This window comes from Actinokineospora sp. NPDC004072 (assembly GCF_053604195.1).
Window position 1 is genome coordinate 11,659 of sequence record NZ_JBSGHB010000027.1, and the last position, 26,705, is coordinate 38,363.

At 74.5% G+C, this 26,705-nt stretch carries 32 protein-coding genes; 19 read left to right on the forward strand and 13 right to left on the reverse strand.

Annotated features, from left to right (window positions below; all coding sequences use genetic code 11):
- Positions 1–17: 17 nt before the first annotated feature.
- Entirely contained in the window at positions 18–1,925 is a 1,908-nt protein-coding gene (locus ACWEPX_RS30130) for a TPM domain-containing protein (protein WP_451900651.1), read from the reverse strand.
- Between the two features lie 58 nt (positions 1,926–1,983).
- Between ACWEPX_RS30130 and hemL the strand changes: the two genes are divergently transcribed.
- The 3 genes from hemL to ACWEPX_RS30145 are packed head-to-tail and all read left to right on the forward strand — an operon-like array spanning position 1,984 to position 4,486.
- On the forward strand, positions 1,984–3,300 hold the full coding sequence (gene hemL / locus ACWEPX_RS30135; protein ID WP_451900652.1) for a glutamate-1-semialdehyde 2,1-aminomutase: 1,317 nt from the start codon (positions 1,984–1,986) through the stop codon (positions 3,298–3,300).
- A complete protein-coding gene (locus tag ACWEPX_RS30140; RefSeq protein ID WP_451900653.1) occupies positions 3,297–3,926 on the forward strand; it encodes a histidine phosphatase family protein in 630 nt (209 codons plus the stop codon). The genes hemL and ACWEPX_RS30140 overlap by 4 nt, the downstream gene beginning before the upstream one ends.
- Entirely contained in the window at positions 3,923–4,486 is a 564-nt protein-coding gene (locus ACWEPX_RS30145) for a TlpA family protein disulfide reductase (RefSeq protein ID WP_451900654.1), read from the forward strand. The genes ACWEPX_RS30140 and ACWEPX_RS30145 overlap by 4 nt, the downstream gene beginning before the upstream one ends.
- Before the next feature lie 13 nt (positions 4,487–4,499).
- On the opposite strand, the gene shbA is transcribed toward ACWEPX_RS30145, so the two are convergent.
- On the reverse strand, positions 4,500–5,066 hold the full coding sequence (gene shbA, locus ACWEPX_RS30150) for an RNA polymerase sigma factor ShbA (RefSeq protein ID WP_451900716.1): 567 nt from the start codon (positions 5,064–5,066) through the stop codon (positions 4,500–4,502).
- A 269-nt stretch (positions 5,067–5,335) separates the two neighbouring features.
- On the opposite strand from shbA, the gene ACWEPX_RS30155 reads away from it, so the two are divergent.
- The 4 genes from ACWEPX_RS30155 (at position 5,336) to ACWEPX_RS30170 (ending at position 10,145) form a co-directional block, all read left to right on the forward strand.
- Complete coding sequence (locus ACWEPX_RS30155; RefSeq protein ID WP_451900655.1) at positions 5,336–6,106, forward strand: cytochrome c biogenesis CcdA family protein; 771 nt, start codon at positions 5,336–5,338, stop codon at positions 6,104–6,106.
- A complete protein-coding gene (resB, locus tag ACWEPX_RS30160; RefSeq protein ID WP_451900656.1) occupies positions 6,103–7,632 on the forward strand; it encodes a cytochrome c biogenesis protein ResB in 1,530 nt (509 codons plus the stop codon). The genes ACWEPX_RS30155 and resB overlap by 4 nt, the downstream gene beginning before the upstream one ends.
- 1 nt (position 7,633) lies before the next feature.
- Positions 7,634–8,584: a c-type cytochrome biogenesis protein CcsB gene (ccsB, locus tag ACWEPX_RS30165; protein ID WP_451900657.1), complete on the forward strand. Its 951-nt coding sequence runs from the start codon at positions 7,634–7,636 to the stop codon at positions 8,582–8,584.
- Between the two features lie 76 nt (positions 8,585–8,660).
- On the forward strand, positions 8,661–10,145 hold the full coding sequence (locus ACWEPX_RS30170; RefSeq protein ID WP_451900658.1) for an AAA family ATPase: 1,485 nt from the start codon (positions 8,661–8,663) through the stop codon (positions 10,143–10,145).
- Positions 10,146–10,153: 8 nt separating this feature from the next.
- Here the strand turns inward: ACWEPX_RS30170 and ACWEPX_RS30175 are convergent, their stop codons facing one another.
- From ACWEPX_RS30175 to ACWEPX_RS30190, 4 genes are read right to left on the reverse strand one after another with little or no spacing between them, the layout of a single operon-like run.
- Entirely contained in the window at positions 10,154–10,363 is a 210-nt protein-coding gene (locus ACWEPX_RS30175; RefSeq protein ID WP_451900659.1) for a hypothetical protein, read from the reverse strand.
- 59 nt (positions 10,364–10,422) lie between these two features.
- Entirely contained in the window at positions 10,423–11,511 is a 1,089-nt protein-coding gene (locus tag ACWEPX_RS30180; RefSeq protein WP_451900660.1) for a PLP-dependent cysteine synthase family protein, read from the reverse strand.
- Positions 11,508–11,777 (reverse strand): DUF4229 domain-containing protein, encoded by a 270-nt coding sequence (locus ACWEPX_RS30185; RefSeq protein WP_451900661.1) that lies wholly within the window; start codon positions 11,775–11,777, stop codon positions 11,508–11,510. Before ACWEPX_RS30185 ends, ACWEPX_RS30180 begins: the two co-directional genes overlap by 4 nt.
- Before the next feature lie 10 nt (positions 11,778–11,787).
- Complete coding sequence (locus ACWEPX_RS30190) at positions 11,788–12,249, reverse strand: Lrp/AsnC family transcriptional regulator (RefSeq protein ID WP_451900662.1); 462 nt, start codon at positions 12,247–12,249, stop codon at positions 11,788–11,790.
- A 154-nt stretch (positions 12,250–12,403) separates the two neighbouring features.
- On the opposite strand from ACWEPX_RS30190, the gene ACWEPX_RS30195 reads away from it, so the two are divergent.
- Positions 12,404–12,607: a BldC family transcriptional regulator gene (locus tag ACWEPX_RS30195; protein WP_189209400.1), complete on the forward strand. Its 204-nt coding sequence runs from the start codon at positions 12,404–12,406 to the stop codon at positions 12,605–12,607.
- Positions 12,608–12,669: 62 nt separating this feature from the next.
- On the forward strand, positions 12,670–12,861 hold the full coding sequence (locus tag ACWEPX_RS30200) for a hypothetical protein (RefSeq protein WP_451900663.1): 192 nt from the start codon (positions 12,670–12,672) through the stop codon (positions 12,859–12,861).
- A gap of 82 nt (positions 12,862–12,943) precedes the next feature.
- Here the strand turns inward: ACWEPX_RS30200 and ACWEPX_RS30205 are convergent, their stop codons facing one another.
- From ACWEPX_RS30205 to ACWEPX_RS30225, 5 genes are all read right to left on the reverse strand, one after another.
- On the reverse strand, positions 12,944–13,810 hold the full coding sequence (locus ACWEPX_RS30205; protein WP_451900664.1) for a 1,4-dihydroxy-2-naphthoate polyprenyltransferase: 867 nt from the start codon (positions 13,808–13,810) through the stop codon (positions 12,944–12,946).
- A 70-nt stretch (positions 13,811–13,880) separates the two neighbouring features.
- Positions 13,881–14,162, reverse strand: a complete 282-nt coding sequence (locus tag ACWEPX_RS30210; RefSeq protein ID WP_451900665.1) for a hypothetical protein — start codon at positions 14,160–14,162, stop codon at positions 13,881–13,883.
- Positions 14,163–14,256: 94 nt separating this feature from the next.
- On the reverse strand, positions 14,257–14,997 hold the full coding sequence (locus ACWEPX_RS30215; protein WP_451900666.1) for an N-acetyltransferase: 741 nt from the start codon (positions 14,995–14,997) through the stop codon (positions 14,257–14,259).
- Positions 14,998–15,007: 10 nt separating this feature from the next.
- Positions 15,008–15,976, reverse strand: coding sequence for an o-succinylbenzoate--CoA ligase (menE, locus tag ACWEPX_RS30220; protein WP_451900667.1), 969 nt, complete (start codon positions 15,974–15,976; stop codon positions 15,008–15,010).
- Positions 15,976–16,887 carry a 1,4-dihydroxy-2-naphthoyl-CoA synthase gene (locus tag ACWEPX_RS30225; RefSeq protein WP_451900668.1) on the reverse strand — a complete coding sequence of 304 codons (912 nt, stop codon included), beginning with the start codon at positions 16,885–16,887 and terminating at the stop codon, positions 15,976–15,978. Before ACWEPX_RS30225 ends, menE begins: the two co-directional genes overlap by 1 nt.
- Positions 16,888–16,921: 34 nt before the next feature.
- Between ACWEPX_RS30225 and menD the strand changes: the two genes are divergently transcribed.
- The 9 genes from menD to ACWEPX_RS30270 all read left to right on the forward strand — a co-directional run bounded on the left by menD (position 16,922) and on the right by ACWEPX_RS30270 (position 24,034).
- On the forward strand, positions 16,922–18,595 hold the full coding sequence (gene menD, locus ACWEPX_RS30230) for a 2-succinyl-5-enolpyruvyl-6-hydroxy-3-cyclohexene-1-carboxylic-acid synthase (protein ID WP_451900669.1): 1,674 nt from the start codon (positions 16,922–16,924) through the stop codon (positions 18,593–18,595).
- Entirely contained in the window at positions 18,595–19,140 is a 546-nt protein-coding gene (locus ACWEPX_RS30235; protein WP_451900670.1) for a TetR/AcrR family transcriptional regulator, read from the forward strand. The genes menD and ACWEPX_RS30235 overlap by 1 nt, the downstream gene beginning before the upstream one ends.
- A gap of 10 nt (positions 19,141–19,150) precedes the next feature.
- The gene (locus ACWEPX_RS30240; RefSeq protein WP_451900671.1) at positions 19,151–19,612 is read left to right on the forward strand and encodes a DUF3592 domain-containing protein; all 462 of its coding nucleotides are present in this window, start codon (positions 19,151–19,153) and stop codon (positions 19,610–19,612) included.
- Between the two features lie 24 nt (positions 19,613–19,636).
- Positions 19,637–20,578, forward strand: coding sequence for a 1,2-phenylacetyl-CoA epoxidase subunit PaaA (gene paaA, locus ACWEPX_RS30245; protein ID WP_451900672.1), 942 nt, complete (start codon positions 19,637–19,639; stop codon positions 20,576–20,578).
- Positions 20,575–20,868, forward strand: a complete 294-nt coding sequence (gene paaB, locus ACWEPX_RS30250; protein ID WP_451900673.1) for a 1,2-phenylacetyl-CoA epoxidase subunit PaaB — start codon at positions 20,575–20,577, stop codon at positions 20,866–20,868. Before paaA ends, paaB begins: the two co-directional genes overlap by 4 nt.
- Complete coding sequence (paaC, locus tag ACWEPX_RS30255; RefSeq protein ID WP_451900674.1) at positions 20,865–21,740, forward strand: 1,2-phenylacetyl-CoA epoxidase subunit PaaC; 876 nt, start codon at positions 20,865–20,867, stop codon at positions 21,738–21,740. Before paaB ends, paaC begins: the two co-directional genes overlap by 4 nt.
- Positions 21,734–22,222, forward strand: coding sequence for a 1,2-phenylacetyl-CoA epoxidase subunit PaaD (paaD, locus tag ACWEPX_RS30260; protein WP_451900675.1), 489 nt, complete (start codon positions 21,734–21,736; stop codon positions 22,220–22,222). Before paaC ends, paaD begins: the two co-directional genes overlap by 7 nt.
- Before the next feature lie 2 nt (positions 22,223–22,224).
- Positions 22,225–23,280, forward strand: a complete 1,056-nt coding sequence (paaE, locus tag ACWEPX_RS30265; RefSeq protein WP_451900676.1) for a 1,2-phenylacetyl-CoA epoxidase subunit PaaE — start codon at positions 22,225–22,227, stop codon at positions 23,278–23,280.
- Between the two features lie 82 nt (positions 23,281–23,362).
- The gene (locus ACWEPX_RS30270) at positions 23,363–24,034 is read left to right on the forward strand and encodes a DUF4328 domain-containing protein (protein ID WP_451900677.1); all 672 of its coding nucleotides are present in this window, start codon (positions 23,363–23,365) and stop codon (positions 24,032–24,034) included.
- Here the strand turns inward: ACWEPX_RS30270 and ACWEPX_RS30275 are convergent.
- Positions 23,994–24,836: an inositol monophosphatase family protein gene (locus ACWEPX_RS30275; protein WP_451900678.1), complete on the reverse strand. Its 843-nt coding sequence runs from the start codon at positions 24,834–24,836 to the stop codon at positions 23,994–23,996. The two genes, ACWEPX_RS30270 and ACWEPX_RS30275, sit on opposite strands and share 41 nt — an antisense overlap.
- 200 nt (positions 24,837–25,036) lie before the next feature.
- Here ACWEPX_RS30275 and ACWEPX_RS30280 point away from each other — a divergent pair, with 200 nt between their 5' ends.
- Entirely contained in the window at positions 25,037–25,723 is a 687-nt protein-coding gene (locus ACWEPX_RS30280) for a demethylmenaquinone methyltransferase (RefSeq protein WP_451900679.1), read from the forward strand.
- Here ACWEPX_RS30280 and ACWEPX_RS30285 read toward each other — a convergent pair.
- Positions 25,720–26,649 carry a hypothetical protein gene (locus ACWEPX_RS30285; protein WP_451900680.1) on the reverse strand — a complete coding sequence of 310 codons (930 nt, stop codon included), beginning with the start codon at positions 26,647–26,649 and terminating at the stop codon, positions 25,720–25,722. The genes ACWEPX_RS30280 and ACWEPX_RS30285 overlap by 4 nt on opposite strands.
- Positions 26,650–26,705: the final 56 nt, after the last annotated feature.

Sequence of the window (26,705 nt, forward strand, 5' to 3'; positions counted from 1 at the left end):
TCGGCGCGGGCAGGCGGTCAGAACCGGCCGCCGCCGCTGTAGCGGCGGGTGCCCCGGGAGCCGCCGAACGAGGCGGGGCCGACGCCGCCGCCGCGGCCGAACCCGCCGCCGAACCCACCGCCGAAGCCGCCCCGCGAGCGGCCGCCGAGCATGCTGCCGATGAGGATGCCGCCCAGCATCGCGCCCACGTCGGCGCCCTGGCCCGCCGTGCGGGCGGCGTCCCAGCGGTAGACGTCGGACTCGGCCGCGGTGGTGGCCGCGGTGGCCAGGTCGAGCGCGGCCTGGGCGTGCGGCTGGGCGGTCCGCGGGTCCGCGGCGCGGTCCGCTTCGGCGTAGTGGCGGCGGGCCTCGGCCAGCCGGGTGCGGGCCTGGGCGCCGACCGCGCCGCGGCGGGTGGCGATGAAGTCCTCGGCCGCGGAGATGCGGGCCCGGGCGGCGGCGAGGGTCTGCTGGAGCAGGTCGACCCGCTGCTGGCGCTCGCCTGCCGCGGCGATCGCGGCGTCGAGGTCGGCGTCGGCGGCGGTCACCGCGGCGTGGGCGCCCAGCGGGTTGGACCGGTCGGCGGCCACGGCGGCGCGGGCCGCGGCCAGGGCGGGCTCGACCGCCGGGTCGCCCAAGCGCTCGGCGGCGGCGATGTCGGCCCGCAGGGCCTCGACCGCCGCGGGCAGCTCGGCTACCGCGGTGCGGATGTCGTCGTCGGCGTGGTCCACGGCGTCGAGCAGCGCGCGGGCCTGGCTGATGGCGCCCTCCGCGGTGCGGATCGCCGAGACCGCGCCGCCCTGCTCGCCCGCGGGCCGGGCGACCGCGGCGCGGCCGTCGGCGATGGCCTGCTCGGCGAAGGCCAGCCGCTGCCGGGCCATCGCCACGTTCTCCCGGACCGCGGCGACGGCGGGCGCGGGGAACTCCGCGGCCAACCGGGCCAGCGCGGCCTCGGACTTCGGCAGCCGCACGGTGATCCCGACGACCTGCTCGGTCAGCGACTCCAGCCGGGCCGGGGCGTCGATCAGCAGGTCGCGCAGGCCGTCGAACTCGGCCACCCGGGCGTCGAGGTCGCGGTCGGCCCTGGCCAGGCCGCTGATCAGGGCGACCAGCATGTCCCGCCGCTGCGCCGGGGTCTCCGGGATGTCGTCGTCGAGCCGCTGCCGCAGCGCGAAGGCGGTGTCCAGCGCCGAGCGCGCGCCCGCGTAGGCGTCGGTGAACGGGCGGGTGCGCGCCTCGCCGAACTCGGCCTTGGCCAGCTCCAGCTCGTCGGCGCTGGCCCGCAGGGCGTTGTCCACCTCGACCAGCAGCTCCCGCGACCGCTCGTCGAGCACCTCGGGGGGCAGGGCGGCCAGCGCCCGGGTGTCGTCGGGGTCGAGGTCGCGCGCGGCCGCGAGCCCGGCGGTCAGCCTGCGCCCGCGCTGGCGGCGGGAGTACCACCACACGCCGACCCCGCCGACGACCACCAGGCCCGCGATGACCAGCAGCGACCCGTATCCGCGCGGCTCGGCCGCCGCCGCGAGGCCGGTCGCCGCGGTGATCGCCGCGCCCGCCCAGTCGGCCCGGCGCAGCGCGGGCTCCACCCGCTCGGCGCGGATCTCGTCCAGCTCGGCGTTGCTGACCTCGGCGGGCAGGCCGGGGGAGACCATGCGGTACTCCCGCGCCCCGGTGGCCACGGCGAGCAGCACGTCCCGCTCGCCCAGCGCGCTCAGGTCCGCGGTCCGCTCGGCCCACCCGGAGGTGTCGAAGGAGTCGACGTAGACGACCCAGAGCCGCAGCCGGTGCTCGTCGTAGAGCTGGTCGACGGCCCGCTGCACCTGCGGGCGCTGCCCGGCCAGCGCGTCGACCCGGTCGGTGATCTGCTCGGGCAGGCGCAGCGGCGGCTCCGCCGCGGCGGGCGGGGCCGCCAAGGCCAGGGCCGCGACCACGAGCAACAGACGCCACACGTCCCGCACCCTAACCCCGTGACCCCGGACACGCCGGTCCGTTTGCCAGACTGGGAGCGTGACTTCCCAGCCAGCGCACGTGCGCGCATCGGCCGAGCTGTTCGAGCGCGCCCGCCGGGCGACCCCCGGCGGGGTCAACTCGCCGGTGCGCGCGTTCAGCGCCGTCGGCGGGACGCCCCGGTTCATGGTCGCGGGCAGCGGGCCGCACCTGTGGGACGCCGACGACAACCGCTACGTCGACCTCGTCTGCTCCTGGGGCCCGATGATCCTGGGCCACGCCCACCCGGCCGTGGTGGACGCGGTGCGGGAGGCGGCCGCGGGCGGGCTGTCCTTCGGCACGCCCACCCCGGCCGAGATCGACCTGGCCGAGGAGATCATCGGCCGGGTCGCCCCGGTCGAGCAGGTCCGGCTGGTCAACTCCGGCACCGAGGCGACGATGAGCGCCGTTCGGCTGGCCCGCGGCTTCACCGGCCGCACCAAGGTCATCAAGTTCGCGGGCTGCTACCACGGCCACGTCGACGCCCTGCTCGCCGACGCGGGCTCGGGCGTGGCCACCCTCGGCCTGCCGACCTCGCCCGGGGTGACCGGCGCGCAGGCCGCCGACACCCTCGTGCTGCCCTACAACGACCTCGACGCGGTCCGGGCCGCCTTCGCCGAGCACGGGCCGGGCATCGCCGCGGTGATCACCGAGGCCGCGGCGGGCAACATGGGCGCGGTCGCCCCGCGGCCGGGCTTCAACGCGGGCCTGCGCGAGATCACCGCCGCGCACGGCGCGCTGCTGATCATGGACGAGGTGATGACCGGCTTCCGGGTCTCGGCGGCCGGGTGGCACGGCATCGAGCCGGTCGCCGCCGACCTCTACACCTTCGGCAAGGTCATGTCCGGCGGCCTGCCCGCCGCCGCGTTCGGCGGCCGCGCCGAGGTGATGGCGAAGCTGGCCCCCTCCGGGCCGGTCTACCAGGCCGGGACGCTGTCGGGGAACCCGGTGGCCGTCGCCGCGGGCCTGGCCACGCTGCGCGCCGCCGACGCCGCGGTCTACCAGGCGCTGGACGCCAACTCCCAGCGGCTGGGCGCGCTGCTCGGCGAGGCGCTGACCGCGGCGTCGGTGCCGCACCGGGTGCAGTACGCGGGCAACCTGCTCAGCGTGTTCTTCACCGAGGACGAGGTCACCGACTACGCCTCGGCGAAGGCGGCGCAGACCTGGCGCTTCCCCCCGTTCTTCCACACCCTGCTCGACCACGGGGTCTACGCCCCGCCCAGCGCGTTCGAGGCGTGGTTCGTCAGCGCCGCCCTCGACGACGCGGCGTTCGAGGAGATCGCCGCCGCCCTGCCGCACGCGGCGGCCGCCGCGGCCGCCGCGAAGGAGCCAGCGTGACCCAGACGATCGTCCACCTGCTGCGCCACGGCGAGGTGCACAACCCCACCGGCGTGCTCTACGGCAGGCTCCCGGGCTACCGGCTCTCGGCGACCGGCGAGCGGCAGGCGCTGACCGTCGCCGAGCACCTCAGCGGCAACGACATCGCCCACGTCGTCGCCTCGCCGCTGGAGCGCGCGCAGCAGACCGCGCTGCCCATCGCGGCCTCCCACCGGCTCGACCTGGCCACCGACGAGCGGCTGATCGAGTCGGAGAACGTGTTCGAGGGCCGCAAGGTGTCCGTCGGCGACGGCGCGCTGCGCTCGCCGCGCAACTGGCCCCACCTGCGCGACCCGTTCACCCCGTCGTGGGGCGAGCCGTACCTGCGCATCGCCCACCGGATGCTGGGCGCGGTGCACCGGGCGCGGCTGGCCGCCGAGGGCCGGGAGGCGGTGTGCGTGTCCCACCAGCTGCCGGTGTGGACGGTCCGCCGCTACCTGGAGGGCAAGCGGCTCTGGCACAACCCGACCCGCCGCCAGTGCTCGCTGGCCTCGCTGACCAGCCTCGTGTTCGACGACGAGCAGCTGGTCGCCATCCGCTACAGCGAGCCTGCCGGGGCCAGCGACCCGAAGAACACCGGCGCATGAGGGCGGTCGTCGCGGTCCTGGCGCTGCTGCTGGTCGCGGGCTGCACCACGGACAACTCGCCGGTGAACTCCGAGTTCGTGTTCGTCTCCCCGGGCGGGCAGACCGACATCACCTACGAGGGCGCCGACCGCAAGCCGCTGCCGGAGCTGTCCGGGCCGTCGCTGATGGAGCCGGAGAAGACGCTGGCGCTGTCGGACTACCGCGGCAAGGTCGTCGTCCTCAACGTCTGGGGCGCCTGGTGCCCGCCGTGCCGGGTGGAGGCCCCCGAGCTCCAGCAGATCCAGGACGCCTACGGCGAGCGGGGCGTGCAGGTGCTCGGCATCGACGTGCGCGACTTCCAAGAGGCCGAGCCGCGCGACTTCATGACCAACCGCGACCTGACCTACCCGTCGATCTACGACCCGCCGGGCCGCTCGCTGCTGGCCCTGAAGGGCTACCCGCGCGCGGTCGTCCCGGCGACGTTCGTCATCGACAAGCAGGGCCGCGTCGCCGCCGCGTTCATGCGCGCGCTGCTGGCCTCCGACCTCGAACCGCTGCTGGACCGGCTGATCGCGGAGTAGCTCCGGAGCAGCGTCAGAGCCAGTCCTCGGCGCGCAGGCGGCCGCGGAGCTTGCCCAGCGCCCGGTGCTGGGCGACCCGCACCGCCGTCGGGCTCATGCAGAGGGTCGAGGCGATCTCGGTGGCCGTCAGCCCGACGACCATGCGCAGGATCAGGATGTCGCGCTGGCGCGGCGCGATCTCCTCAAGCAGGGCGGCCATCCGGCTGGTCAGCTCGCCGCGGACGGCCAGGTGCTCCGGGCTCGCGCCGGTGTCGGGCAGCTCGGGGAGGTCGGCGACGGACTCGCAGCGGTCGCGGGCGACGCGGCGGTAGTGGTCGGCCACCTTGTTGGACGCGATGCCGTAGACGAACGGCATGAACGCCGAGCTCTCGTCGGCGAAGCGCGGGATGGCCTTGAGCACCCCCAGGATGATCTCCTGCGCGACGTCGTCCGCGGTGGCGAACGCCGAGCCGGTGCGGCCGATCCGGGCGCGGCAGTAGCGGACGATGGCCGGGTGGATCCACGCGACCAGCGTCTCGGCCGCGGTCCGGTCCCCGCGGCGGGCGCGGTCGACCAGCTCGTGGAACGCGGCGGACTTCAACCGGGTGAACACCGCGTCGACTGCGGGACGGACGGGATCTGCCACGGTTCGCACCTCCTCGCTACTCCCTCCGGACCAGGAGCAGCGTCGTATACGGTCGCAGGCCGACAAGGTGCAAAATCGATCCAGTACCGCCGAATGCGGGTTTCCTGTTTGAACCCCCAGCTCAGCCCCGTTACCAGAGGAACACTCGAAAGTGCCTGTGACCCAGCCCGCGCCGTGCGACCTCCGGCTGCGGGGCCGGATGGGCGCTTGCCTACCCTGATCGGGTGGACCCGACGCAGATCGCCGTATCCGGCCCGCTGGTGCTGGCCGGTCTCGTCGCGCTGCTGGCCGGGACGGTGTCCTTCGCCTCCCCCTGCGTCGTCCCGCTCGTCCCGGGCTACCTGGCCTACCTGGCCGCCCTCGTCGGCGCGGACGCGCCCGCGGTCAGCGCGGACGAGGAGCGCAAGCGCGGCCGGTACCGGGTCCTCGGCGCGGTCGCGCTGTTCATCCTCGGCTTCACCGCCGTCTTCACCGCCACCGTCGGCAGCCTGGTCTGGCTCGCCGACGCCCTGCTGATCAACGAGGACATCCTCCAGCGCGTCGGCGGCGTGGTCACCATCGCGATGGGCCTGGTGTTCATCGGCCTGGTCCCCGCGCTGCAGAAGGACGTGCGCATCCACCGCACGCCGCGCATGGGCCTGGCGGGCGCGCCGGTGCTGGGCGCGGTGTTCGGCCTGGGCTGGACCCCCTGCATCGGGCCGACGCTGTCGGGGGTGCTGTCGCTGGCCAGCGCCACCGGCGGGTCGGCGGCGCGCGGGTACCTGCTGGTCGTCGTCTACTGCCTCGGCCTGGGGCTGCCGTTCCTGCTGATCGCCCTCGGCGCGCGGTGGGCCGTGCGGGCCACCGGCTGGCTGCGCAGGAACGGCCGCACCATCCAGCTCGTCGGCGGCGGCCTGCTCATCGTCGTCGGGCTCGCGCTGGTCACCGGGCTGTGGGGCGAGCTGGTGTCCTGGCTGCGCAACACCGTGGTCTCCGACGTCCGGCTGCCGCTATGACGGCCTTCCTCCGCAACACCTGGCGCGGTCTGACCTCCATGCGGACCGCGCTCGTGCTGCTGTTCCTGCTCGCGCTGGCCGCCCTGCCCGGGGCGCTGCTGCCGCAGCGGTCGCTGAACCTGCGCGCGGTCAACTCCTTCATCGAGGCCAACGGCTGGTGGGGCGAGTTCCTCGACGGCGTGCAGGCGTTCGACATCTACGCCAGCGTCTGGTTCTCCGCGGTCTACCTGCTGCTGTTCATCTCGATCGTGGGCTGCCTGGTCCCGCGCACCGCCGAGTACTACCGCGCCCTGCGCGCCGAGCCCGTCCTCACCCCGCGCAACCTCGCCCGCCTGCCGCACCACCACACCGCGGCCGACGCCCGCCCGCCCGCCGAGGTCGCCGAGTCGGCGGCGGGCCTGCTGCGCGGCTGGCGGGTCGCCCGGCGCACCGAGGCGGGCGGCGCGCACACCATCAGCGCCGAGAAGGGCTACCTGCGCGAGACCGGGAACCTGGTCTTCCACTTCGCCATGCTGGGGCTGATCGTCTCGCTCGCGGTCGGCAAGATGATCAACTACGAGGGCCAGGTCATCGTGCTGGCCAACGGCTCGCAGTTCTGCAACGCGGGCACCCTCGGCTACGACTCCTTCCGCCCCGGCCTGCGCGTCGACGGCACCGACCTCACCCCGTTCTGCGTGCGGGTCAACAGCTTCCAGGCCGACTACCTGCCCTCGGGCCAGGCCGACCAGTTCACCGCCGACATCGACTACCAGTCCGGGCCGGACCTGGACTCGGGCACCTGGCGGCCCTACGACCTGCGGGTCAACGAGCCGCTGCGCACCGAGGGCGACCGGCTCTACCTGCTCGGCCACGGCTACGCCCCGGTGTTCACCGTCACCTTCCCCAACGGCGAGACCCGCACCCAGTCGATCCAGTGGCGGCCGGTCGACGAGCTGACCCTGCTGTCGGAGGGCGCGACCAAGTTCGACCCGCCCGGCGTCACCGACCCCGAGGAGCGCAGGCAGAAGCAGCTGGCCGTCACCGGCCTGTTCGCCCCGACGCAGATCATCCACGGCGGCGTGCTCAGCTCCCGCTTCCCGGACCTGACCGACCCCGGTGTGGCCGTCGACGTCATGCGCGGCGACCTGGGCATCGACTCCGGCCGCGGGCAGTCCATCTTCGAGGTCGACCAGTCCCTGGTGGACAGCGGGCGGCTCAAGCGGGTGGCCAGGGAGAACCTCGCCCTCGGCGAGGAGATCACCCTCGACGACGGCACGAAGGTGCGCTTCAGCGACGTCGAGCGCTGGGTGTCGCTGCAGGTCTCGCACGACCCGACGCAGCTGTGGGTGCTCGGGTTCGCGGTGCTGATGCTGCTCGGCCTCGGCGTGTCGCTGACGGTCAAGCGGCGCAGGCTGTGGGTGCGCGCGAGCCCCGGCGACGATGGCCGTACCGTGGTGTCCGTCGGCGGCCTCGCGCGCACCGACCAGGCGGGATACGGCGAGGAGTTCGGCCGGATCGTCTCCGCGCTGCGCTCCGGGAAGGGATGACATGCCGATCGACCAGACCCTGGCCGAGTACAGCGACTGGGCCTACGCCGCCGCCACGCTGATCTACTTCCTCGCGCTCATCGGCTACGCCGTCGAGGGCGCGTTCGGCCGGGTGGCCCGCAAGCGCGTCGAGGCGCGCGAGCTGGTGGCCGCGGGCTCGGTCCCCGCGCCGCCCGAGGTCAAGATCGGGGTGCTCGACGACGAGCCGCGCCGGTCCAAGCCGGAGCGCTTCGGGCGGATGGCCGTCGCGCTGACCGTGCTCGGCGCCCTGCTGCACCTGGGGTCGCTGGTGCTGCGCGGCGTGGCGACCGGCCGCGCCCCCTGGGGCAACATGTACGAGTACGGCGCGGCCACCATGCTGGTCGCCGTCGTCGGCTGGCTCGTGCTCATGCGCAAGTTCGACGTGCGGCGGCTGGGCGCGTACGTGATGACCCCGGTGGTCATCCTGATGTTCCTCGGCTTCACCGTGCTCTACGCCGACGCCGCGCCCGTGCAGCCCGCGCTGAAGTCGTACTGGCTGGTCATCCACGTCATCGCGGCGGCCTCGTCCAGCGGGCTGCTGCTGATCCCCGGCGTGGTCAGCCTGCTGTACCTGGCCCGGGTCAAGCACGACCGCAGGCCCAACCGCTTCGGCGCCCGGCTGGCCCCGGCCGACACCCTGGACCGGCTGGCCTACCAGACCACGATCTTCGCCTTCCCGATCTACACCTTCGGCATCATCGCCGGGGCGATCTGGGCGGAGTCGGCGTGGGGCAGGCCGTGGGGCTGGGACCCCAAGGAGACCGTGGCCTTCGTCGCCTGGGTCGTCTACGCCGGGTACCTGCACTCCCGGGCCACCGCGGGCTGGCGGGGCACCCGGGCGGCGGTGGTGAACACCGTCGGCTTCGTGATGATCTTGTTCAACACGTTCTTCATCAATTTCGTGATCAGCGGCCTGCACTCCTACGCCTGACCCAGTGGGCGGGCCGCGACGGCCAGCGACTACCGTCGCAACCGAGGGTTCGACGCGAGGGAGAAGGGGCGCAGGGGTGACTGGACGCCCGGAGGAATCGGACATGCCGTGGCGGCCGCAGGCGGGCGGTGAGCCCGCGGACTTCGGCCCCAACCCCGACCTGGCGGACTCGCACCTGGCCGAGGAGGCGGGCACCGACTCGACGCCGCACCCCGGCTCGTCCGGCCCGCACGCCGTCGCGGGCCAGTCCGGCCCGCACGCCGTGAACCCCGCCCAGTCCGGACCCCACGCCGTGGCCGGGCACTCCGGCCCCCACCCGGTGGGCCACTCGGGCCCGCACCACGTCGCGGGGCAGTCCGGCCCGCACCACGTCGCCGGGCAATCCGGTCCGCACCACATTGCCGGGCAGTCGGGCCCGCACCCGGTCGGCCCGGCCCAGTCCGGCCCGCACGCGGTCGCCCCCGGGCAGTCGGGGCCGCACCACGTCAACCCCGCCACCTCCGGGGCCTACCCGGTGGGGCCGGGGCACTCCGGCCCGCACCCGGGCTACTACGTCGAGCCCACCCCGTCGGGCCCGCAGTACCAGCCGCCCGGCTACGGCTACCAGCAGCCGCCGCCCCCGCCTGCCCACCAGGGCGAGCTGTCCACGTCGCGGCTGGTCAAGCAGGTCAAGCGGGCGCCGCAGTCGGGCTGGCGGCGGGCGGTCTACGTGGCCAGCGGCCACCTGATCAACCCCGGCGAGAGCCCGGCCGACGTGCGCCGCCGCGAGCTGATCGCGCGGGTCAACCAGCCGCTGCGCGGCTGCTACAAGATCGCGATGCTCAGCCTCAAGGGCGGCGTCGGCAAGACCACCACGACCACCACCCTGGGCTCGACGTTCAGCTCGCTGCGCGGCGACCGGGTGATCGCCGTGGACGCCAACCCCGACCGCGGCACGCTGAGCCAGAAGATCCCGCTGGAGACCACCGCCACCGTCCGCCACCTGCTGCGCGACGCCGACCGCGTCCGCCGCTACAGCGACATCCGGGCCTACACCTCCCAGGGCCCGTCCCGGCTGGAGGTGCTGGCCAGCGAGCAGGACCCGGCGGTGTCGGAGGCGTTCAGCGAGGACGACTACCGCCGCACGGTCGCCCTGCTGGAGCACTTCTACAACATCGTCCTCACCGACTGCGGCACCGGCCTGATGCACTCGGCGATGAAGGGCGTGCTGGACCTGGCCGACTCGCTGGTGATCGTCTCCTCCGGCTCGGTCGACGGCGCCCGCAGCGCGTCGGCCACCCTGGACTGGCTCGACGCGCACGGCTACCGCGACCTCGTCGCCCGCTCGGTCGCCGTGATCAACTCCGTGCGGCCGGGCTCGGGCAAGGTCGACCTGGACAAGCTGGCCGCGCACTTCGGCGCCCGCTGCCGCGCGGTCTGCCGCATCCCGTTCGACCCGCACCTGGAGGAGGGCGCGGAGATCGAGCTGGACCGCCTGCTCCCGGAGACCCGCCTCGGCCTGCTGGAGATGGCCGCCACCGTCGCCGACGACTTCCCCAGCGAGCTGCGCCGCACCCGCTGAAGCCGGGCTCAGCCCTCCCAGCGCGGGAAGCCCGCGTCCACGGCGTGCCAGACGCCCTGGTCGCGCGCGGTGCGGCCGTGCGTGATGTCGCGCCAGGAGAGGTCGCCGCGGTCGATGCGGCGCTGCAGGGCCCGCAGGGCCGGGGACGCGGCGGCGCTGCGGGCGCGGGTGGCGATCAGCTCGATGTCGGTGTCGGTGAGACGCGGTTCCGGCCTCATGGCTCAACCCCCAGTGGTTGGTTACCCCACATGACGAACCAACCCCCGATCCGGGTTCCCTAGCCGCCGAAGCGGCCCGTCGCCAGGAACTTGCGCACCGCCTCGCCGTAGGGGGCCAGGTCCAGGCCCTGCTCGGCGATCCACCCGTCGTCGTAGTAGGTGTGGCCGTAGCGCTCGCCGCCGTCGCACAGCAGGGTCACCACGCTGCCCGAGCGGCCTGCGGCCAGCATCTCGGCGACGATGCCGAACGCGCCCCACAGGTTGGTGCCGGTCGAGCCGCCGACCCGCCTGCCCAGCACCTCCGAGACCTCGCGGATGACCGCGATCGACGCCGCGTCCGGCACCTTGACCATCCGGTCGATCACCGAGCCGACGAACGACGGCTCGACCCGCGGCCTGCCGATGCCCTCGATGCGCGAGCCGCGGCAGCCGGTCAGCGCCGTGCCGTCCCGCCAGGCGTCGAAGAACACCGAGTTCTCCGGGTCGACCACGGCCAGGCGGGTCTCCAGGGCGCGGTAGCGGATGTAGCGGCCGATGGTGGCGCTGGTGCCGCCGGTGCCCGCGCCGACGACGATCCACTCCGGGCACGGGTGCGGCTCGCGCGCCATCTGCCCGAAGATCGACTCGGCGATGTTGTTGTTGCCCCGCCAGTCGGTGGCCCGCTCGGCGTGGGTGAACTGGTCGATGAAGTGCCCGCCCAGCTCGGCGGCCAGCCTGCGCGACTCGGAGTAGAGCTGGTCGGGCGCGTCGACGAAGTGGCAGCGCCCGCCCTGGTGCTCGATCAGCGCGACCTTCTCCGGGCTGGTCGTGCGCGGCATCACCGCGATGAACGGCAGCCCGAGCATCCTGGCGAAGTACGCCTCGGAGACCGCGGTGGAGCCCGACGACGCCTCGATCACCGGGGTGCCCTCGCGGATCCAGCCGTTGCACAGCGCGTAGAGGAACAGCGAGCGGGCCAGCCGGTGCTTCAGCGAGCCCGTCGGGTGGGTCGACTCGTCCTTGAGGTAGAGCTGGATGTTCCACGACGCGGGCAGCGGGAACGGCAGCAGGTGGGTGTCGGCGCTGCGGTTCGCGTCGGCCTCGATGATCCGGATCGCCTCGCACACCCATGCGCGCACCGGGGCGCTGCAGCGGTCGATGGCGGTCACCGGTCGGGGTCCTCCCCGCGCAGCTGCGCCCGCAGCCGGTCGCGCTCGCTCTGCCGCTGCTGGCCGCGCTCGGCCAGCCCGGCGGTGACCCGGGCGTTGAGGCCGCGGAAGAGCAGCAGGCCGAGCGGGAACCCCACGACGACGGCCACCGCCAGGCTCACCAGCAGCGGCACGTCGAACAGCAGGAGCACGACTGTGACCGCGGCGACGAGGGCGATGCGGGCGGTGGTGTAGAACGCGATGTCGCGGCCGAGCGTGGAGTCCACGTCTCGCAGGCTACCCCGCGTCCTCGGGGTCGGCGGAGTTCGGCCGCCCCTCGAAGCGGGTGGAGAGCACCACCGTCGACCGGGTCCGCGCCACGCCCTGGATGCGCCGCAGCCGGTTGAGCGCGCGTTCGAGGTCGTCCACGGTGGCGACCCGCACCTTGACCACGAACGCCTCGTCGCCCGCGACCCGGTAGCACGACTCGATCTCGGGCAGCGCGGCCAGCGCGGCGGCGACGTCCTCGTCGTCGGCGGTGTCGGTCGGGTGGATGCCGACCAGCGCGGTGACGTCGAGGCCGATCGCGCGCGGGTCGACCACGGCGTGGTAGCCGGTGATCACCCCCGAGGACTCCAGCTTGCCGACGCGCTCGTGCACCGCGGAGGCCGACAGGCCCACCTGCCTGCCGAGGTCGGCGTAGGTGATCCGGCCGTTGGTGCGCAGCGCCGCGATGATGCGGCGATCAACACTGTCCACGGAGGTGCAGAGTACGGCCCCCGGGGCCGGTGTCCGATGCAACCTATTTGTCCCTTACTACCTCTTTACCATCAGCCAACCGTTCGAGTACCCGGCGGGCGAGATGCCACGATGGTCCTGTTTTGCTCCACACCGGCGACTAAGGAGGGAAGCCGTGACCGCGCACGTTGGCGAACGACTGCTCACCCCGGGGGAAGTGGCCGCGCTGTTCCGCGTCGACCCCAAGACCGTCACCCGCTGGGCCACCGCGGGCCGGATCGGCTCGATCCGCACGCCCGGCGGCCACCGGCGGTTCCGCGAATCCGAGGTGAAGACCTTGCTCGCGGAGTTGACCACCGAGGCGAACGGACCCGCATGACCGTCCCGCCTGCCCGGCGGAAGGACTAACCTCGAACACCTCAGTGCTTGGAGGTGGCTTCGATGGTGTACCTGCTCGCCGCGGTCGGCGCCCTCACGCTCGCCGTGCTGATGTGGCGGGCGTTCGGGCCCCAGCCCACGGATGTCGCGCAGCGCAGGCGGACCCCGCTCGCGCCCGACGACGATCCCGATTTCCTGCGCAAGCTCGACGAGAACCGCCGCAAGCGGGATGAGGACTCCCCGCCCGGCCTTTAGATCGGCTTTACCGGGCGGCGACATCCGCCCCGACCGGCCCCCCGCCTGCGGCGAACAGCACTTTCGCCGCAGGCGGCGGCCGTCAGCCCAGGGCCAGGGCCGCGCCGGTGAGCACCGCCCAGGCCAGCATCGCCAGGCCCGTCTGCTTGAGCACCGGCACCAGGGCCAGCCCGGTGGCCCTGCCCACCACCGCTCGCAGCGCCGGGACCAGCAGGGCCGCCGACAGCAGCCCGATCAGCGCCAGCTTGACCGGCACGGCCAGCAGCAGCGTCATCGCAAATGGCAGCGCCACCAGCGCCGCGTACAGCAGGCGGGTGTTCGCCTCGCCCAGGCGCACGGCCAGCGTCGTCTTGCCGGTGGCCGAGTCCGTCGGCACGTCCCGCAGGTTGTTGGCGACCAGCACGGCCGCCGAGAACGACCCCATCGCCACCGCGCACGCCGCGCCCGCCCAGGTGACCGCGCCCAGCAGGACGTACTGCGTGCCCAGGACCGCGACCAGGCCGAAGAACAGGAACACGGCGGCCTCGCCCCAGCCGGAGTAGCCGTAGGGCCGGGAGCCGCCGGTGTAGAACCAGGCCGCGGCGATGCAGGCCAGGCCGACCAGCAGCAGCCACCAGCGCCCGCTCAGCGCGACCAGCGCCAGCCCGGCCACCGCGGCCACGCCGAAGCACGCGAACGCCGCCGCCCGCACCGCGCCCGGGGCGACCGCGCCGGAGCCGACCAGCCGCAGCGGTCCGACCCGGTCGGCGTCGGTGCCCCGCACACCGTCGGAGTAGTCGTTGGCGTAGTTCACCCCCACCTGCAGCGCCAGCGCGACGAGCAGCGCGAGCAGGGCCCGCGGCCAGGAGAACGCCTCGGCGGCGGCCGCCGCCCCCACGATGACCGGCGCCACCGAGTTCGGCAGGGTGCGCACCCGCGCCCCGGTGACCCATTGGGTGAACGTCGCCATGCCCCCAGTCTCGCCGCCCGGGCAGGCCGGGCGGGCACCGGGCCGGACGTGAGATCGCGCTCAGCGCCTGCTAGCGCGGGGCGCGCTGGGTGGGGATGGACACCAGGAGGCTGGCGCGGGCCTGCTCCCAGCGGTCGCGCCAGTCCGGGGCCCGCCCGCCGCAGCCGCGCACGAACGCGACCACCGTCGGCCACGCCGGGAGCTGCTCCCCGGCGACCGCCGCCGCCAGCGCGTCCACCGACGCGCCGGTCGAGCGGGAGATCGACGGGAGGTCGGGGGTGCCGCAGCGGCGGCGCAGAGCCCGCAGCTCGGCCGCGAACGCCTGCACCGGGCCTGCCTTGAGCGGTCGCACTGGCGAAACCTCCGTCTCGACTGCCCTCCCCTTCGGACTGTCGCCTGCCGTGACGGACTCGTCACACGGTGACGGCGGAATTCCGCCGAACGGGCTACGCCGTGCTGTGCTCCACCCAGACATTGGGTTCGATGTACACGGCCACGTCCTGCTCCGGGTCGCAGAGCACCGGGGCCAGCGCGTCCGGCACGGCCACCGGGCCCGGCTCGGTGAACGGCAGCCCGGTCCACGACCGCCACTGCGCCAGCGTCCCGCTGATCGTCATCGACCGCGGGGCCACCCGCACGATCCGCCCGCCCGCGCGCACGTGCACCCGCAGCCACGGGTCGACGGGCAGGCCGTCGTCGCGGGTCTGGAAGGCGTAGTCGGCCATCGGCTGGTGCGGGTCGGTCTTGCCGTTGGGCCGCACCGGCGCGACCAGCACGTCGTGCCCCAGCCGCCGGGCGTTGTCGCGCATGGCCGCCAGCATGACCGCCGAGAGCCCGGTGCCGCGCAGGTCGGTCTGCACGCAGATCTCCAGCGCCGAGACCCGGTCGCCGACCCGGCCGCTGATCCGGTCCAGCGCCGAGCGCCGGATGACCTCGTCCCACCCGGCGTCGGGCAGCTCGTCGCGGTCCCAGGTGAAGGGCACCGAGTACGCCTTGGCCAGCGCCCGGCCGGGGTTGTCCCGGTCGTAGGCGTACATCGCGTACTCGGCGTACACCGTGCCGACCACGCCGTAGTACAGGTCGGCCACCGGGTCCTGCATCATCATCTCCGGCCACGCGCCGGGGAAGTCGTTGCCCAGGCCCACCAGGTCCGGCCGCTCGGCCAGGGTGACAACCGCCAGATCCATCCACCACTCCTCAGGCGAAGAGCGCGGCCACCGCGGCCCGGTCCACCTTGCCCGGCCCCCGCTCGGGCAGCGCCGCCACCACAACTACCCGACGGGGCACCGCGGCCGCACCCAATTTGGCGCGCACCGCGGCCAGCGCCGCCTCCGGCAGCTCGCCGACCGCGGCGGCGGCCACCCGCTGGCCCCACTCCGGGTCCGGCACGCCGACCACGCACACCTCGCGGACGCCGGGGTGGGCCAGCAGGACCGCCTCGACCGCGGCGGGGGCCACCTTCTCCCCGCCGGTGTTGATCACGTCGTCGGCGCGGCCGAGCACGTGCAGCCTGCCGTCGGCGAACGCGCCGAGGTCGGCGGTGGTGAACCAGCCGTCGAAGGCGGGGCCGCCCGCGTAGCCCGCGGCGACGGTGGGGCCGCCGATGCGGATCACGCCGTCGACCAGCTCCACGGCCACGCCGTCGAGCGGCACGCCGTCGTAGACGCAGCCGCCCGCGGTCTCGGTCATGCCGTAGGTCGTCACCACCCGCACCCCCGCCGCCCTGGCCGCGTCCAGCACGGGGGAGGCCAGGGCGGCGCCGCCCACCAGCACGGCGTCGAAGGAGCGCAGCGCGGCCAGCGCCGCGCCGCCCTCGGCCAGGACCCGGGTGAGCTGGGTCGGGACGAGCGCGGTGTAGCGCGGGCCGTCGGCGGCGAGCACGTCGGCGGCGGCCTCGACGAACGCCTTGCCGCGGAAGGGCCCCGCGAGCACCCCGGGCGTGGTCCCGGCCACCCACGAGCGCACCAGGACCTGCACGCCCGCGATGTGCTCGGTCGGCAGCGCCAGCAGCCAGGTGCCCGGCCCGCCCAGCCGCGCGTGCGCGGCGTGCGCGGAGGCCAGCAGGCACGACGCGGGCAGCAGGACCGTCTTCGGCGTGCCCGTCGACCCGGAGGTCGCCACGGTCCACACGCCCCCGGACTCCAGGACGGCGCGCAGGCGGTCCATCAGTAGAAGTGCGGGTAGGGCGACCAGTCGGGGGCGCGCTTCTCCAGGAAGGCGTCGCGGCCCTCGACGGCCTCGTCGGTCATGTACGCCAGCCGGGTCGTCTCGCCCGCGAAGAGCTGCTGGCCGACCAGGCCGTCGTCGATGAGGTTGAAGGCGTACTTGAGCATGCGGCGCGCGGTGGGCGACTTGCCGTTGATCTCCCGCGCCCACGCCAGCGCCTCGGCCTCCAGCTCCGCGTGCGGGACCGCCCGGTTGACCGCGCCCATGCGCACCATCTCCTCGGCGGTGTACGCCCGGCCCAGGAAGAACACCTCGCGGGCGAACTTCTGGCCCATCTGGCGGGCCAGGTAGGCCGAGCCGTAGCCCGCGTCGAAGCTGCCCACGTCGGCGTCGGTCTGCTTGAACCGGGCGTGCTCGGCCGAGGCCAGCGTCAGGTCGCAGGTCACGTGCAGGCTGTGCCCGCCGCCCGCGGCCCAGCCGGGGACCACCGCGATGACCACCTTGGGCATGAACCGGATCAGCCGCTGGCACTCCAGGATGTGCAGCCTGCCCGCCCGCGCCGGGTCGACGGTCTCGGCCGTCTCGCCCGCGGCGTACTGGTAGCCCGTGCGCCCGCGGATGCGCTGGTCGCCGCCGGAGCAGAACGCCCAGCCGCCGTCGCGCGGGGACGGGCCGTTGCCGGTGAGCAGCACCACGCCCACGTCCGGGCTCATGCGGGCGTGGTCGAGCGCCCGGTACAGCTCGTCGACGGTGTGCGGGCGGAAGGCGTTGCGCACCTCGGGCCGGTCGAAGGCGATCCGCACGGCGCCGGTGTCCACGGCGCGGTGGTAGGTGATGTCGGTGAAGTCGAAGCCCTCGACCGCGCGCCACTGCGCCGGGTCGAACAGCTCCGAAACCAGGGGGTCAGCCACATCCAGAGCATGCCAGGCGTGGCAGGCTGGCCGGGTGAACCCGTCCACCGCGATGGCGACCGTGATCGTCGACGAACTCGTCCGCAACGACGTGCGCCACGTGGTGCTGTGCCCGGGATCGCGCAACGCGCCGCTGTCGTTCGCGCTGTTCGAGGCGCGCGACCGGCTGCGCCTGCACGTGCGCGTGGACGAGCGCGCGGCCGGGTTCCTGGCGCTGGGCCTGGCCCGGGCCACCGGCCGCCCGGCCGCGGTCGTGTGCACCTCGGGCACGGCGGTGGCCAACCTGCACCCCGCGGTCCTGGAGGCCCACCACTCCGGTGTCGGGCTGCTGCTCATCACCGCCGACCGGCCCCCGGAGCTGCACGGCACCGGCGCCAACCAGACCATCGACCAGCGCGGGATCTTCGGCAGCGCGGCGGTGGCCGTGGACTTCCCGGTCGCCGAGCACCGGGCCGGGCTCAACCCGGTGTGGCGCGGCCTGGTCTGCCGCGGCGTGGCCCGCGCCGAGACCGGCAGGCCGGTCCAGCTCGACGTGCCCTTCCGCGAGCCGCTGGTGCCGACCTTCGCCGACGACTGGCCGGACCCGCTGGTCGGGCGGCCCGGCGGGGCGCGCTGGACGACCTGGTCGGCGCAGCGCACGCCGCCGGGCAACCGGGTCGACTTCGCGCTGCCCGCCCGCGCGCTGATGGTGGTCGGCAGCGGCGACCCGGTGCGCGCCCGCGCGGCCGCCGCGGTGGCGGCCAAGGCGGGCTGGCCGGTGATCGCCGAGCCGGTGGGCGCCGCGGCCGCGGTCTCCGCCGGGGCGCGGGTGCTGCGCGGCGGCCCGCTGCTGCTGGCCGGCGAGCTGCCCGCCGACCTGCGGCCGGACGCGGTGGTCGTGGTCGGCCGCCCGACGCTGTCCCGCGGCGTGCGCGGCCTGATGGACCGCGCGCCGGTGATCGGCATCGGCGACCATCCGCAGTGGACGGACCCGCAGTACGTCGCCACGCACGTGCGCAGCTGGCTGGACGACGACGACCTGCGCCACGTCGCCGACCCCGACCCGGCGTGGCTGGCGGGCTGGCTGGCCGCCGAGGGCGCCGCGGCGGGCGCGGTGGACGCGCTGCTCGGCGCGCAGCCGTGGCCCACCGGCCTGCACATCGCCCGCGCCCTGGTCGACGCGCTGCCCTCGGGCGCGACGCTGTTCCTCGGCTCGTCCAACCCCGTCCGCGACGTCGACCTCGTGGCCGACCACCGCGCCGACATCACCGTCTACGCCAACCGCGGCGTGGCGGGCATCGACGGCAACCTCTCCACCGCCGTCGGCGTCGGGCTCGGCTCCGGCGCGCCCGGCTACGCGCTCATCGGCGACCTGACGTTCCTGCACGACACCAACGGCCTGCTCATCGGGCCGGGCGAGGACCGGCCGGACCTGACGGCGGTCGTGCTCAACGACGACGGCGGCGGGATCTTCACCCTGCTCGAACAGGGGGCCGCCGAGCACAAGGCCGCCTTCGAGCGGGTGTTCGGCACCCCGCACGGGGTCGACATCGCCGCGCTGTGCGCCGCGCACGGCGTCCCGCACGCGCTGGCGTCCACCCCCGCGGAGTTCGCCGCCGCGCTGCGGCCCGCCCCGGGCCTGCGCGTGGTCGAGGTCCGCGCGGAGCGCGACGGCCTGCGCGACCTGCACGCCCGGCTGCGCGCGGCCGTCGCCGCGGCCGTCCGCTGATGTCCGCGCGCGGCGCGGCCACCCGCGACCGCCTGCTGGCCGCGGCCGCCGAGCTGATCCCCGAGGTGGGCTGGGGCGCGGTGACCACCCGCGCCGTCGCCGAGCGGGCGGGCGTGCGGTCGGGCCTGGTGCATTACCACTTCCCGACCGTCGCCGACCTGCTCACCGCGGCGGCCCTGGCCTTCTGCGACAGCTTCGGCGCCACCTGGCTGGACCTGCTCGACGGCGCGGGCACCGCCGACGAGGGCATCGCGCGGCTGGTCTCCCAACTCGACGCCCACCCGCCCGAGTCGCCCGCGAACCGGCTGATGGCCGAGATCTTCCTCGCCGCGGCGCGCCACCCGCCCCTGCGCGCGGGCCTGGCCGCGCTGATCACCGATGTCCGCGCCCGCCTCGCCGACTGGCTGCGCGCCCACGGCTGCCCCAACCCCTTCGACCGGGCGGCGCTGGTCCTGGCCGCCATCGAGGGCATCGCGCTGCACCGGGCGATCGGCGCCGCGGTCGATGTCGCAGGTTACGTCCGCGCGCTGACCGCCGACCACTAGTCTCGACCCCGTGCCTGAGCTGGACAGCAGGGCGCGGGTGCGCCGCGCGGTCGCTCGGGTGCTGGTCGCGGTCGGTGGGTTGCTGTGCGTGTTCGGCGTGCTGCTGATCGTGGCGGCCGTCGTGGAGGACGTGGCGATCGAGAACCACACCGGCCGGGCGGAGGCCGAGGTGGTCAGCGTCGACTTCCGCCGCACGCTGGTGCGGTTCACCACCCCCGACGGCGCGGAGCAGGTGCCGTCGGTGGGGGTGCTCTACCCCGAGCACCTGGAGGTCGGCCAGGTCGTGCGGGTCGAGTACGACGTGCGCAACCCCGACCTCGTGCGCGTCGCGGGCCGCGGGGCCGCGCTCACGATCCTGCCGGTGACCAGCCTGCTCGCCGCGGTCTGGGCGGTCATCGGCGCGGTCCTGTGGTGGCTGCGCAGGCCGGGGCCGCTGCACCTGCGCCCGCCGCACCGGGTCAAGCGGGTGTGACAGGCAGGCGCTAAATCGGCGGAAATGTGTAACAATCGTGCCGTGGAGCACGAGTTCGAGCGCATCGTCGCCGCCGACCACCGGGTCGAGCCGCGGGACTGGATGCCCGACGGGTACCGCAAGACGCTGATCCGCCAGATCGCCCAGCACGCCCACTCCGAGATCATCGGCATGCAGCCGGAGGGCAACTGGATCAGCCGCGCGCCCAGCCTGCGGCGCAAGGCGATCCTGCTGGCCAAGGTGCAGGACGAGGCGGGCCACGGGCTCTACCTCTACGCCGCGGCCGAGACCCTGGGCGCCGACCGCGCCGACCTGACCGACAAGCTCATCGCGGGTCGGCAGAAGTACTCCTCGATCTTCAACTACCCCACGCTGAGCTTCGCCGACGTCGGGGTGATCGGCTGGCTGGTCGACGGCGCGGCGATCGTCAACCAGGTGCCGCTGTGCCGCACGTCCTACGGCCCCTACGCGCGGGCGATGATCCGCGTCTGCAAGGAGGAGTCCTTCCACCAGCGCCAGGGCTACGAGCTGCTGCTGACGATGATGGGCGGCACCCAGGCGCAGCGGGAGATGGTGCAGCGCGCGGTGGACCGCTGGTGGTGGCCGTCGCTGATGATGTTCGGCCCGCCGGACAGCGAGTCGACCAACACCGAGCAGTCGATGAAGTGGCGGATCAAGCGCCACACCAACGACGAGCTGCGGCAGAAGTTCGTCGACATGACCGTCCCGCAGGCCGAGAAGCTCGGCGTCACGCTGCCCGACCCGCAGCTGCGGTGGAACCCCGAGCGCGGCCACCACGACTTCGGCGAGATCGACTGGGCCGAGTTCTGGCAGGTCGTCGGCGGCAACGGGCCGTGCAACGCCCAGCGCATCGCGCACCGGCGCAAGGCGCACGAGGACGGCGCGTGGGTGCGCGAGGCGGCCGCCGCGTACGCGGCGAAGAAGGCGAAGGAGCAGGTGGCGTGAGCGGTCCCCGGTCGTCGTGGCCCTTGTACGAGGTGTTCGTGCGCGGCAAGCGCGGCCTCAACCACGTGCACGTGGGCTCGCTGCACGCCCCGGACGACGAGATGGCCCTGCGCAACGCGCGCGACCTCTACACCCGGCGCAACGAGGGCGTGAGCATCTGGGTGGTGCCCGCCGCGGCGATCACCGCGTCCAGCCCGGACGAGAAGGACCCGTTCTTCGCCCCCAGCGGCGACAAGGTCTACCGCCACCCCACGTTCTACTCGATCCCGGAAGACGTGCCGCACCTGTGAACGCCTACGAAGGACTCGTCGATGCCGGTGAGGAGCGCCACTGGGCCTTCGGCACCGGCTTCACCGCGGCGCTGTCCGGGGTGGACCGCGCGCTGCCCGCCGAGGTCGACCGCGACGACCTGGCCGCCTACTGCCTGATGCTCGGCGACGACGCGCTCATCCTGTCCCAGCGGGTGGCCGAGTGGTGCTCGCGCGCCCCCGAGCTGGAGGAGGACGTCGCGCTGGCCAACATCGCCCTCGACCTGCTCGGGCAGGCCCGGCTGCTGCTGACCAGGGCCGCCGAGGCCGAGGGCGCGGGCCGCGACGAGGACGCGCTGGCCTTCACCCGCGACGAGCACGAGTTCCGCAACACCCGGCTGGTCGAGATCGACTGCGGGCCCGGCCCCGGCGGCGACTTCGCCACCACGATCGCCCGCCTGCTGGTCTTCTCGACCTACCGCCTCGCGCTGCTGCAACGGCTGACCGACTCTGCAGACCCCGTGCTGGCGGCGGTGGCGGCCAAGGGCGTCAAGGAGGTCGCCTACCACCGCGACCACGCCGCCCAGTGGACGCTGCGGCTCGCGGGCGGCACCGACCACTCGCGGGAGCGCATGGTCGCCGGGCTGGACCGGGTCTGGCCGTTCGTCGACGAGCTGTTCGCCGCGCACCCGGTGGAGCAGCGGCTGCCCGGCATCGCCGTGGACTCCGCGGCGCTGCGCGACGAGGTGGACGAGGTGCTGGGCACGGTCTTCGCCGCCGCGGCGCTGGAGCGCCCGTCGGTCAACCCGATCGCGGGCCCCGGCGGCCGCGACGGCGTGCACACCGAGGCGATGGGCTACCTGCTGGCGGAGATGCAGCACATCCACCGCTCGATGCCGGGGGCGGTGTGGTGAGCGCGCGGGAGGTCGCCGCCGCGGTGCTCGACCCCGAGCTGCCGGTGCTGACCCTGGCCGACCTCGGCGTGCTGCGCTCGGTGGAGGAGGTCGGCGACCGGGTGGTCGTCACCATCACCCCCACCTACTCCGGCTGCCCGGCGCTGGAGGAGATGCGCGCCGACCTGACCCGCTCGCTGACCGCGGCCGGGTACACCTCGGTGGAGGTCAGGACCGTGCTCGCGCCCGCGTGGACGACCGACTGGATCAGCGAGGACGGCCTGCGCAAGCTGGCCGAGCACGGCATCGCCCCGCCCGCGCGGCTGGGCCGCGCCCGCGGCCCGGTGCCGCTGAACCTGGAGCCGCCCGCGGCCCGGGTCGCCTGCCCCCGCTGCGGGTCGCCGCGCACCCGGGAGCTGTCGCGGTTCGGGTCCACCGCCTGCAAGGCGCTGCGGGCCTGCGAGGACTGCAAGGAACCGTTCGAGCACATCAAGGAGATCTGAAGTTGCGGCGGACGTTCCACGAACTGCCGGTCGCGCGGGTGGACCGCCTCTGCGCCGACGCGGTGGCGGTCACCTTCGACGTGCCCGAGGCGTTGCGCCCGGAGTTCCAGTTCCGGGCGGGGCAGTACCTGACCCTGCGGCAGGTGGTCGAGGGCCGCGAGGAGCGGCGCTCCTACTCGATCTGCGCGCCCGTCGGCGCGCCGCCGCGCATTGGCGTGCGCCGGGTCGACGGCGGGCTGTTCTCGGCCCAGCTGGTGGACTCGCTGCGGCCCGGGGACGTGCTGGAGGTGCTGCCGCCGCTGGGGAGCTTCACGCCGCCGCTGGACTCGCCCGGCCACCACGCGATGATCGCCGCGGGGTCCGGGATCACGCCGGTGCTCTCCATCGCGGCGACCCTGCTCGCCGAGCCCGGGAACCGGGTGACCGTGCTGTACGGGAACCGGCGCACCGACACCGTGATGTTCGCCGAGGAGCTGTCGGATCTGAAGGACCGGTACCCGGACCGGGTGCAGCTGGTCCACGTGCTGTCGCGGGAACCCGGCGATGTGGAGCTGTTCTCCGGGCGGCTCGACGGTGATCGGCTGAACGCGCTGCTGGAGTCCGTGGTGCCCGCCGAGGACGTGGACCACTGGTGGCTGTGCGGGCCGTTCGGCTTGGTGGAGGCGGCCACCGGGGTGCTCGCCGCGCGCGGGGTGGCCGCCGACCGCGTCCACCGCGAGCTGTTCTACGTCGACGAGCCGCCGCCGGAGCCCAAGCGGGTCGAGGAACGGCCGGACGGACCGGTCGCGTCGGTGACGGTGCTGCTCGACGGCCGGGAGACCGAGGTCGCCCTGGCCTTCGACGAGCCGATCCTCGACGGCGCCCAACGGGTCCGCGGCGACCTGCCGTTCGCGTGCAAGGGCGGGGTCTGCGGGACCTGCCGCGCGAAGGTGGTCTCCGGGGAGGTGTCGATGCGCCGCAACTACGCGCTCGAACAGCACGAACTGGCCGCGGGCTTCGTCCTGACCTGCCAGTCCCTGCCGGTGACCGACCAGGTGACCGTCGACTTCGACGCCTGAGCCCGGGATCCGCCGCTGCCCGGTGAAACGGGGTCGGCGCCTGCCGCGATGATCAGGTGTTCCGACTCTGGGGGATTGCCGCATGTCTGTGGTGCGCTCTGCGCTGTTGCCCGTTTCCGGCGCGCGGTGGACCGCCACCGCGCTGATCGCGGTGGCCTGCGCCGCGGGAGTGGCGTCCACCTGGGCCCACCGGGCGGGGTACTTCCTCGTCGAGGCCTACCTCGAGGACCGTTCGGTCTCCTACTCCGAGGTGCTGGCGGGCGACGAGCGGACGCAGGTGCTCGCGTGGGTCTACTTCGGGGCGCTGGTCGTCGCCGGGGTCGGGTTCGTCGGGTGGCTGTGGCGGGCGTGGGACAACGCCGCGCGGCTGACGATTGCGCCGCACCGCCACGGGCGGGGGTGGGTCGTCGGGAGCTGGCTGGTGCCGGTGGTCAACCTCTGGTTCCCCTACCAGGTCGTGCGGGACGTGTGGCGGGGCAGCAGGCCCGACGCGCGCGGGGTGAACTCGCTCGACCTGCTGCCCGGCAGCGCGCAGGTCAACACCTGGTGGGCCCTGTGGATCGCCGCCGTGGTCGCCGACCGCGTCCTGGTCGTCCTGATGCTCCGCGACGTGCGGTCGCTGGACGGCTTGCGCACGGCGGTCGTCGTCGACACCGTGGCGACGCTGCTCCTGGTCGCCGCCGGTGCCGTCCTGTTCCAGGTGATGGGGCGGATCAGCGGGTGGCAGGAGCAGGCGCGTCTGGGCGTCGGGTAGCCAGCCACCACGCCAGCACCTGCGCGGCGACGCCCGGCGCGGCGACCAGCAGGCCGTCCATCGGCATCGCCGCGTCCCCGCCGCTGCGGTCGAGGACCACCGCGCCCGCCTCCAGGGCGAAGGCCAGGGAACCGGCGACGTCCCAGGCGTGGTAGCTGTGCAGGACCGCGGCGGCGGCGTGCCCCAGGGCCACCTGCGCGATCGCCAGCGCCGCCGAGCCGAGCACCCGCACCCCGGCGTGTGCCGCCGCGGCCTGCTCGATGAACGCCCCCATCCCCGGCCACGCCCCGGTCGGGGACAGCTCCGTGCACACGACCGCCCCGGCGAGATCGGGTCGGTCCACAAGGGACACGCGCTGCCCGTTGGCCCGCGCCCCCCGACCCCGTGCGGCGGCGTAGATCTGCCCCCGGTACGGATCGGCCACCACCCCGACCACGGGGCCGGCCACGTCGACCAGGGCCAGGCTGTAGGCGCACCACGGCAACCCGGCGACGTAGTTCGCCGTGCCGTCGACGGGGTCGACCACCCAGTGGAACTCCGCGTCCGCGGCGTCGCCGCCCGACTCCTCGCCGATGACCGGGATGCCGGGGAACTCGGCGGTCAGCACGCGGCGGGTGTGGCGTTCGAGGGTGCGGTCGGTGTCGGTCACCCAGTCGAAGGGGCTGTCCTCGGCGCCCGGCCGGGCGCCGCGGCCCGCGGTGGCGGTGATCACGTCGGTGGCGTCGTTGGCCAGCCTGCCCGCCACCTCCAGGGCGCGGGAGAGCAGGCCCGGGTCGACGGGGCGGGAGGACAAGAGCGTCATGCCGACCTAGATTGACCACGCTCGGTGTCCACCACCCAACCGCGAGGTGACCGCCCGTCCACCTTCTGGCCAAGGTTGCCCCCCGCCCCGCGTGTTCGGCAGGTGTTCGCCGGGCGGCCATGCGCAGGCCCCGGCGGGCCGGGGGCCGGTGCGGGCATGCTGGCCGCGCTGCGCGGGGGGTGGGGTCGTACAGTTCGGACATGGGCCGCGCCGGGCTGGACAAGGACCCCGCCGACATCGCATCGATGTTCGACGGGGTGGCGAAGCGCTACGACCGCACCAACACGGTCATGACCCTGGGCTTCGACCGGCGCTGGCGGGAGCTGACCCGCCGCGCGCTGGACGCATCGCCCGGGGAGAAGGTGCTCGACCTGGCCGCGGGCACCGCGGTCTCCACCGTCGAGTACGCCCGCTCCGGCGCGTGGTGCGTCGCGGCGGACTTCTCCCTGCAGATGCTGCGCCACGGCGCCCACCGCGACGTGCCGCGGGTGGCGGCCGACGCCTTCCACCTGCCCTTCGCCGACGACGCCTTCGACGCGGTGACCGTCTCCTTCGGCCTGCGCAACATGGCCCCGACGGTTGCCGCGCTGCGCGAGATGGCCCGGGTCACCCGCCCCGGCGGCAGGCTGGTGGTCTGCGAGGTCTCCCAGCCGCCGTGGCGGCCCATCCGCTGGCTCTACCGCAACGTCGTGCTGCGCGGGCTGCCGCTGATCACCCGCCCGGTCTCGTCCAACCCCGAGGCCTACCGGTACCTGGCCGAGTCCATGCGGGACTGGCCCGACCAGCGCGCCGTCGCCGAGCTGATCGCCGCGGCGGGCTGGGGCGAGGTCGAGTGGCTGAACCTGACCTTCGGCGTGGTCGCCCTGCACCGCGCGGTCAAGGTCTAGGCCCACTCCCAGGCGATGCCCAGCACGCCCGGGCGCACGTCCCGCTCGGCGATGTGCACCAGGTGCCCCGCGGTCATCCCCAGCTCCTCGTCGCTGACCTGCGCGGTGTCCTCGCCGCGCTGGACGAACCCGGAGCAGCGCGCGGGCAGCCTGCGGCCGTGGAAGCGCACGCTGAGCACGTAGGAGTCGGCCGGGTAGCGGAACGCCCTGCGGTAGTCGGTGGCCTGCCTGCCCCCGGTGATCACCACGTCGTACTCGAACAGGTGCGTCTGGCCCGCCAGCAGCACGCGGTCGAACAGCAGCTCCGCGGCCACCACGGGGGCCGTGCGGTGCCTGCGCACCCGGCCCAGCCTGCACCCGGCGAGCGCGGCGTAGCTGATCGCGGCCGGGTCCTCGCCCGGCTCGCCGCAGTACACCGCCAGGTGGCGGTCCGGGCCGTCGGCGACCGCGCGGACCACCTGCCGGGCCCGCACCCGCCGCAGCGCGCCCGCGCGGTCCACGGTGACCGACTCGTCCAGCCACCACGGCCGCAGCTTGCCGTCGGAGGGCCCGGCCAGCGCCTCGACCGTCTCGGCCAGGGACTGGGCGGGCTCCAGCAGCGAGCCGTACCGCTTGCCCTGCGGCTCCCGGCCGACCCAGCGCCCGCGCGGGCGGGGCGGGCCGAGCAGGGCCTCCAGCGAGTGCCGCGGCAGGCCGAGGATCACCTCGATGGCGGCCACCGCGCGCAGCGAGTCCGGGCGCTCCGGGCGGCTGCGGCCCAGCCGCCAGTAGCTCAGGCTGGCCAGGCTCACGTGGATGCCGCGGCGGGCCAGCCGCTCGCGCAGCCGGTCCAGGGTCAGCCCGCTGCGGTCGATCGCGGCGCGCAGGGCGGCGTGGAACGGTCCGGTGCGCAGCAGCGCGTCGACATCGGTTCCGGTGGTCGCCACGGGCCGCTCCAGCATCGACTGTGGAATATCAGAGAGTAGGAGCGCGCCCCCGCTGC

What these genes read in the sequence shown, in the direction of transcription:
- ACWEPX_RS30205 (WP_451900664.1), bottom strand. Translation starts at nt 13,810, where the DNA reads ATGGCGACGTTCACCCAATGGGTCACCGGGGCGCGGGTGCGCACCCTG.
- ACWEPX_RS30175 (WP_451900659.1), bottom strand. Translation starts at nt 10,363, where the DNA reads ATGAGGCCGGAACCGCGTCTCACCGACACCGACATCGAGCTGATCGCC.
- ACWEPX_RS30275 (WP_451900678.1), bottom strand. Translation starts at nt 24,836, where the DNA reads ATGACGCTCTTGTCCTCCCGCCCCGTCGACCCGGGCCTGCTCTCCCGC.
- ACWEPX_RS30215 (WP_451900666.1), bottom strand. Translation starts at nt 14,997, where the DNA reads ATGGATCTGGCGGTTGTCACCCTGGCCGAGCGGCCGGACCTGGTGGGC.
- menE (WP_451900667.1), bottom strand. Translation starts at nt 15,976, where the DNA reads ATGGACCGCCTGCGCGCCGTCCTGGAGTCCGGGGGCGTGTGGACCGTG.
- paaA (WP_451900672.1), top strand. Translation starts at nt 19,637, where the DNA reads ATGTGTAACAATCGTGCCGTGGAGCACGAGTTCGAGCGCATCGTCGCC.
- resB (WP_451900656.1), top strand. Translation starts at nt 6,103, where the DNA reads ATGACGGCCTTCCTCCGCAACACCTGGCGCGGTCTGACCTCCATGCGG.
- ACWEPX_RS30280 (WP_451900679.1), top strand. Translation starts at nt 25,037, where the DNA reads ATGGGCCGCGCCGGGCTGGACAAGGACCCCGCCGACATCGCATCGATG.
- ACWEPX_RS30270 (WP_451900677.1), top strand. Translation starts at nt 23,363, where the DNA reads ATGTCTGTGGTGCGCTCTGCGCTGTTGCCCGTTTCCGGCGCGCGGTGG.
- ACWEPX_RS30200 (WP_451900663.1), top strand. Translation starts at nt 12,670, where the DNA reads ATGGTGTACCTGCTCGCCGCGGTCGGCGCCCTCACGCTCGCCGTGCTG.
- ACWEPX_RS30145 (WP_451900654.1), top strand. Translation starts at nt 3,923, where the DNA reads ATGAGGGCGGTCGTCGCGGTCCTGGCGCTGCTGCTGGTCGCGGGCTGC.
- ccsB (WP_451900657.1), top strand. Translation starts at nt 7,634, where the DNA reads ATGCCGATCGACCAGACCCTGGCCGAGTACAGCGACTGGGCCTACGCC.
- ACWEPX_RS30235 (WP_451900670.1), top strand. Translation starts at nt 18,595, where the DNA reads ATGTCCGCGCGCGGCGCGGCCACCCGCGACCGCCTGCTGGCCGCGGCC.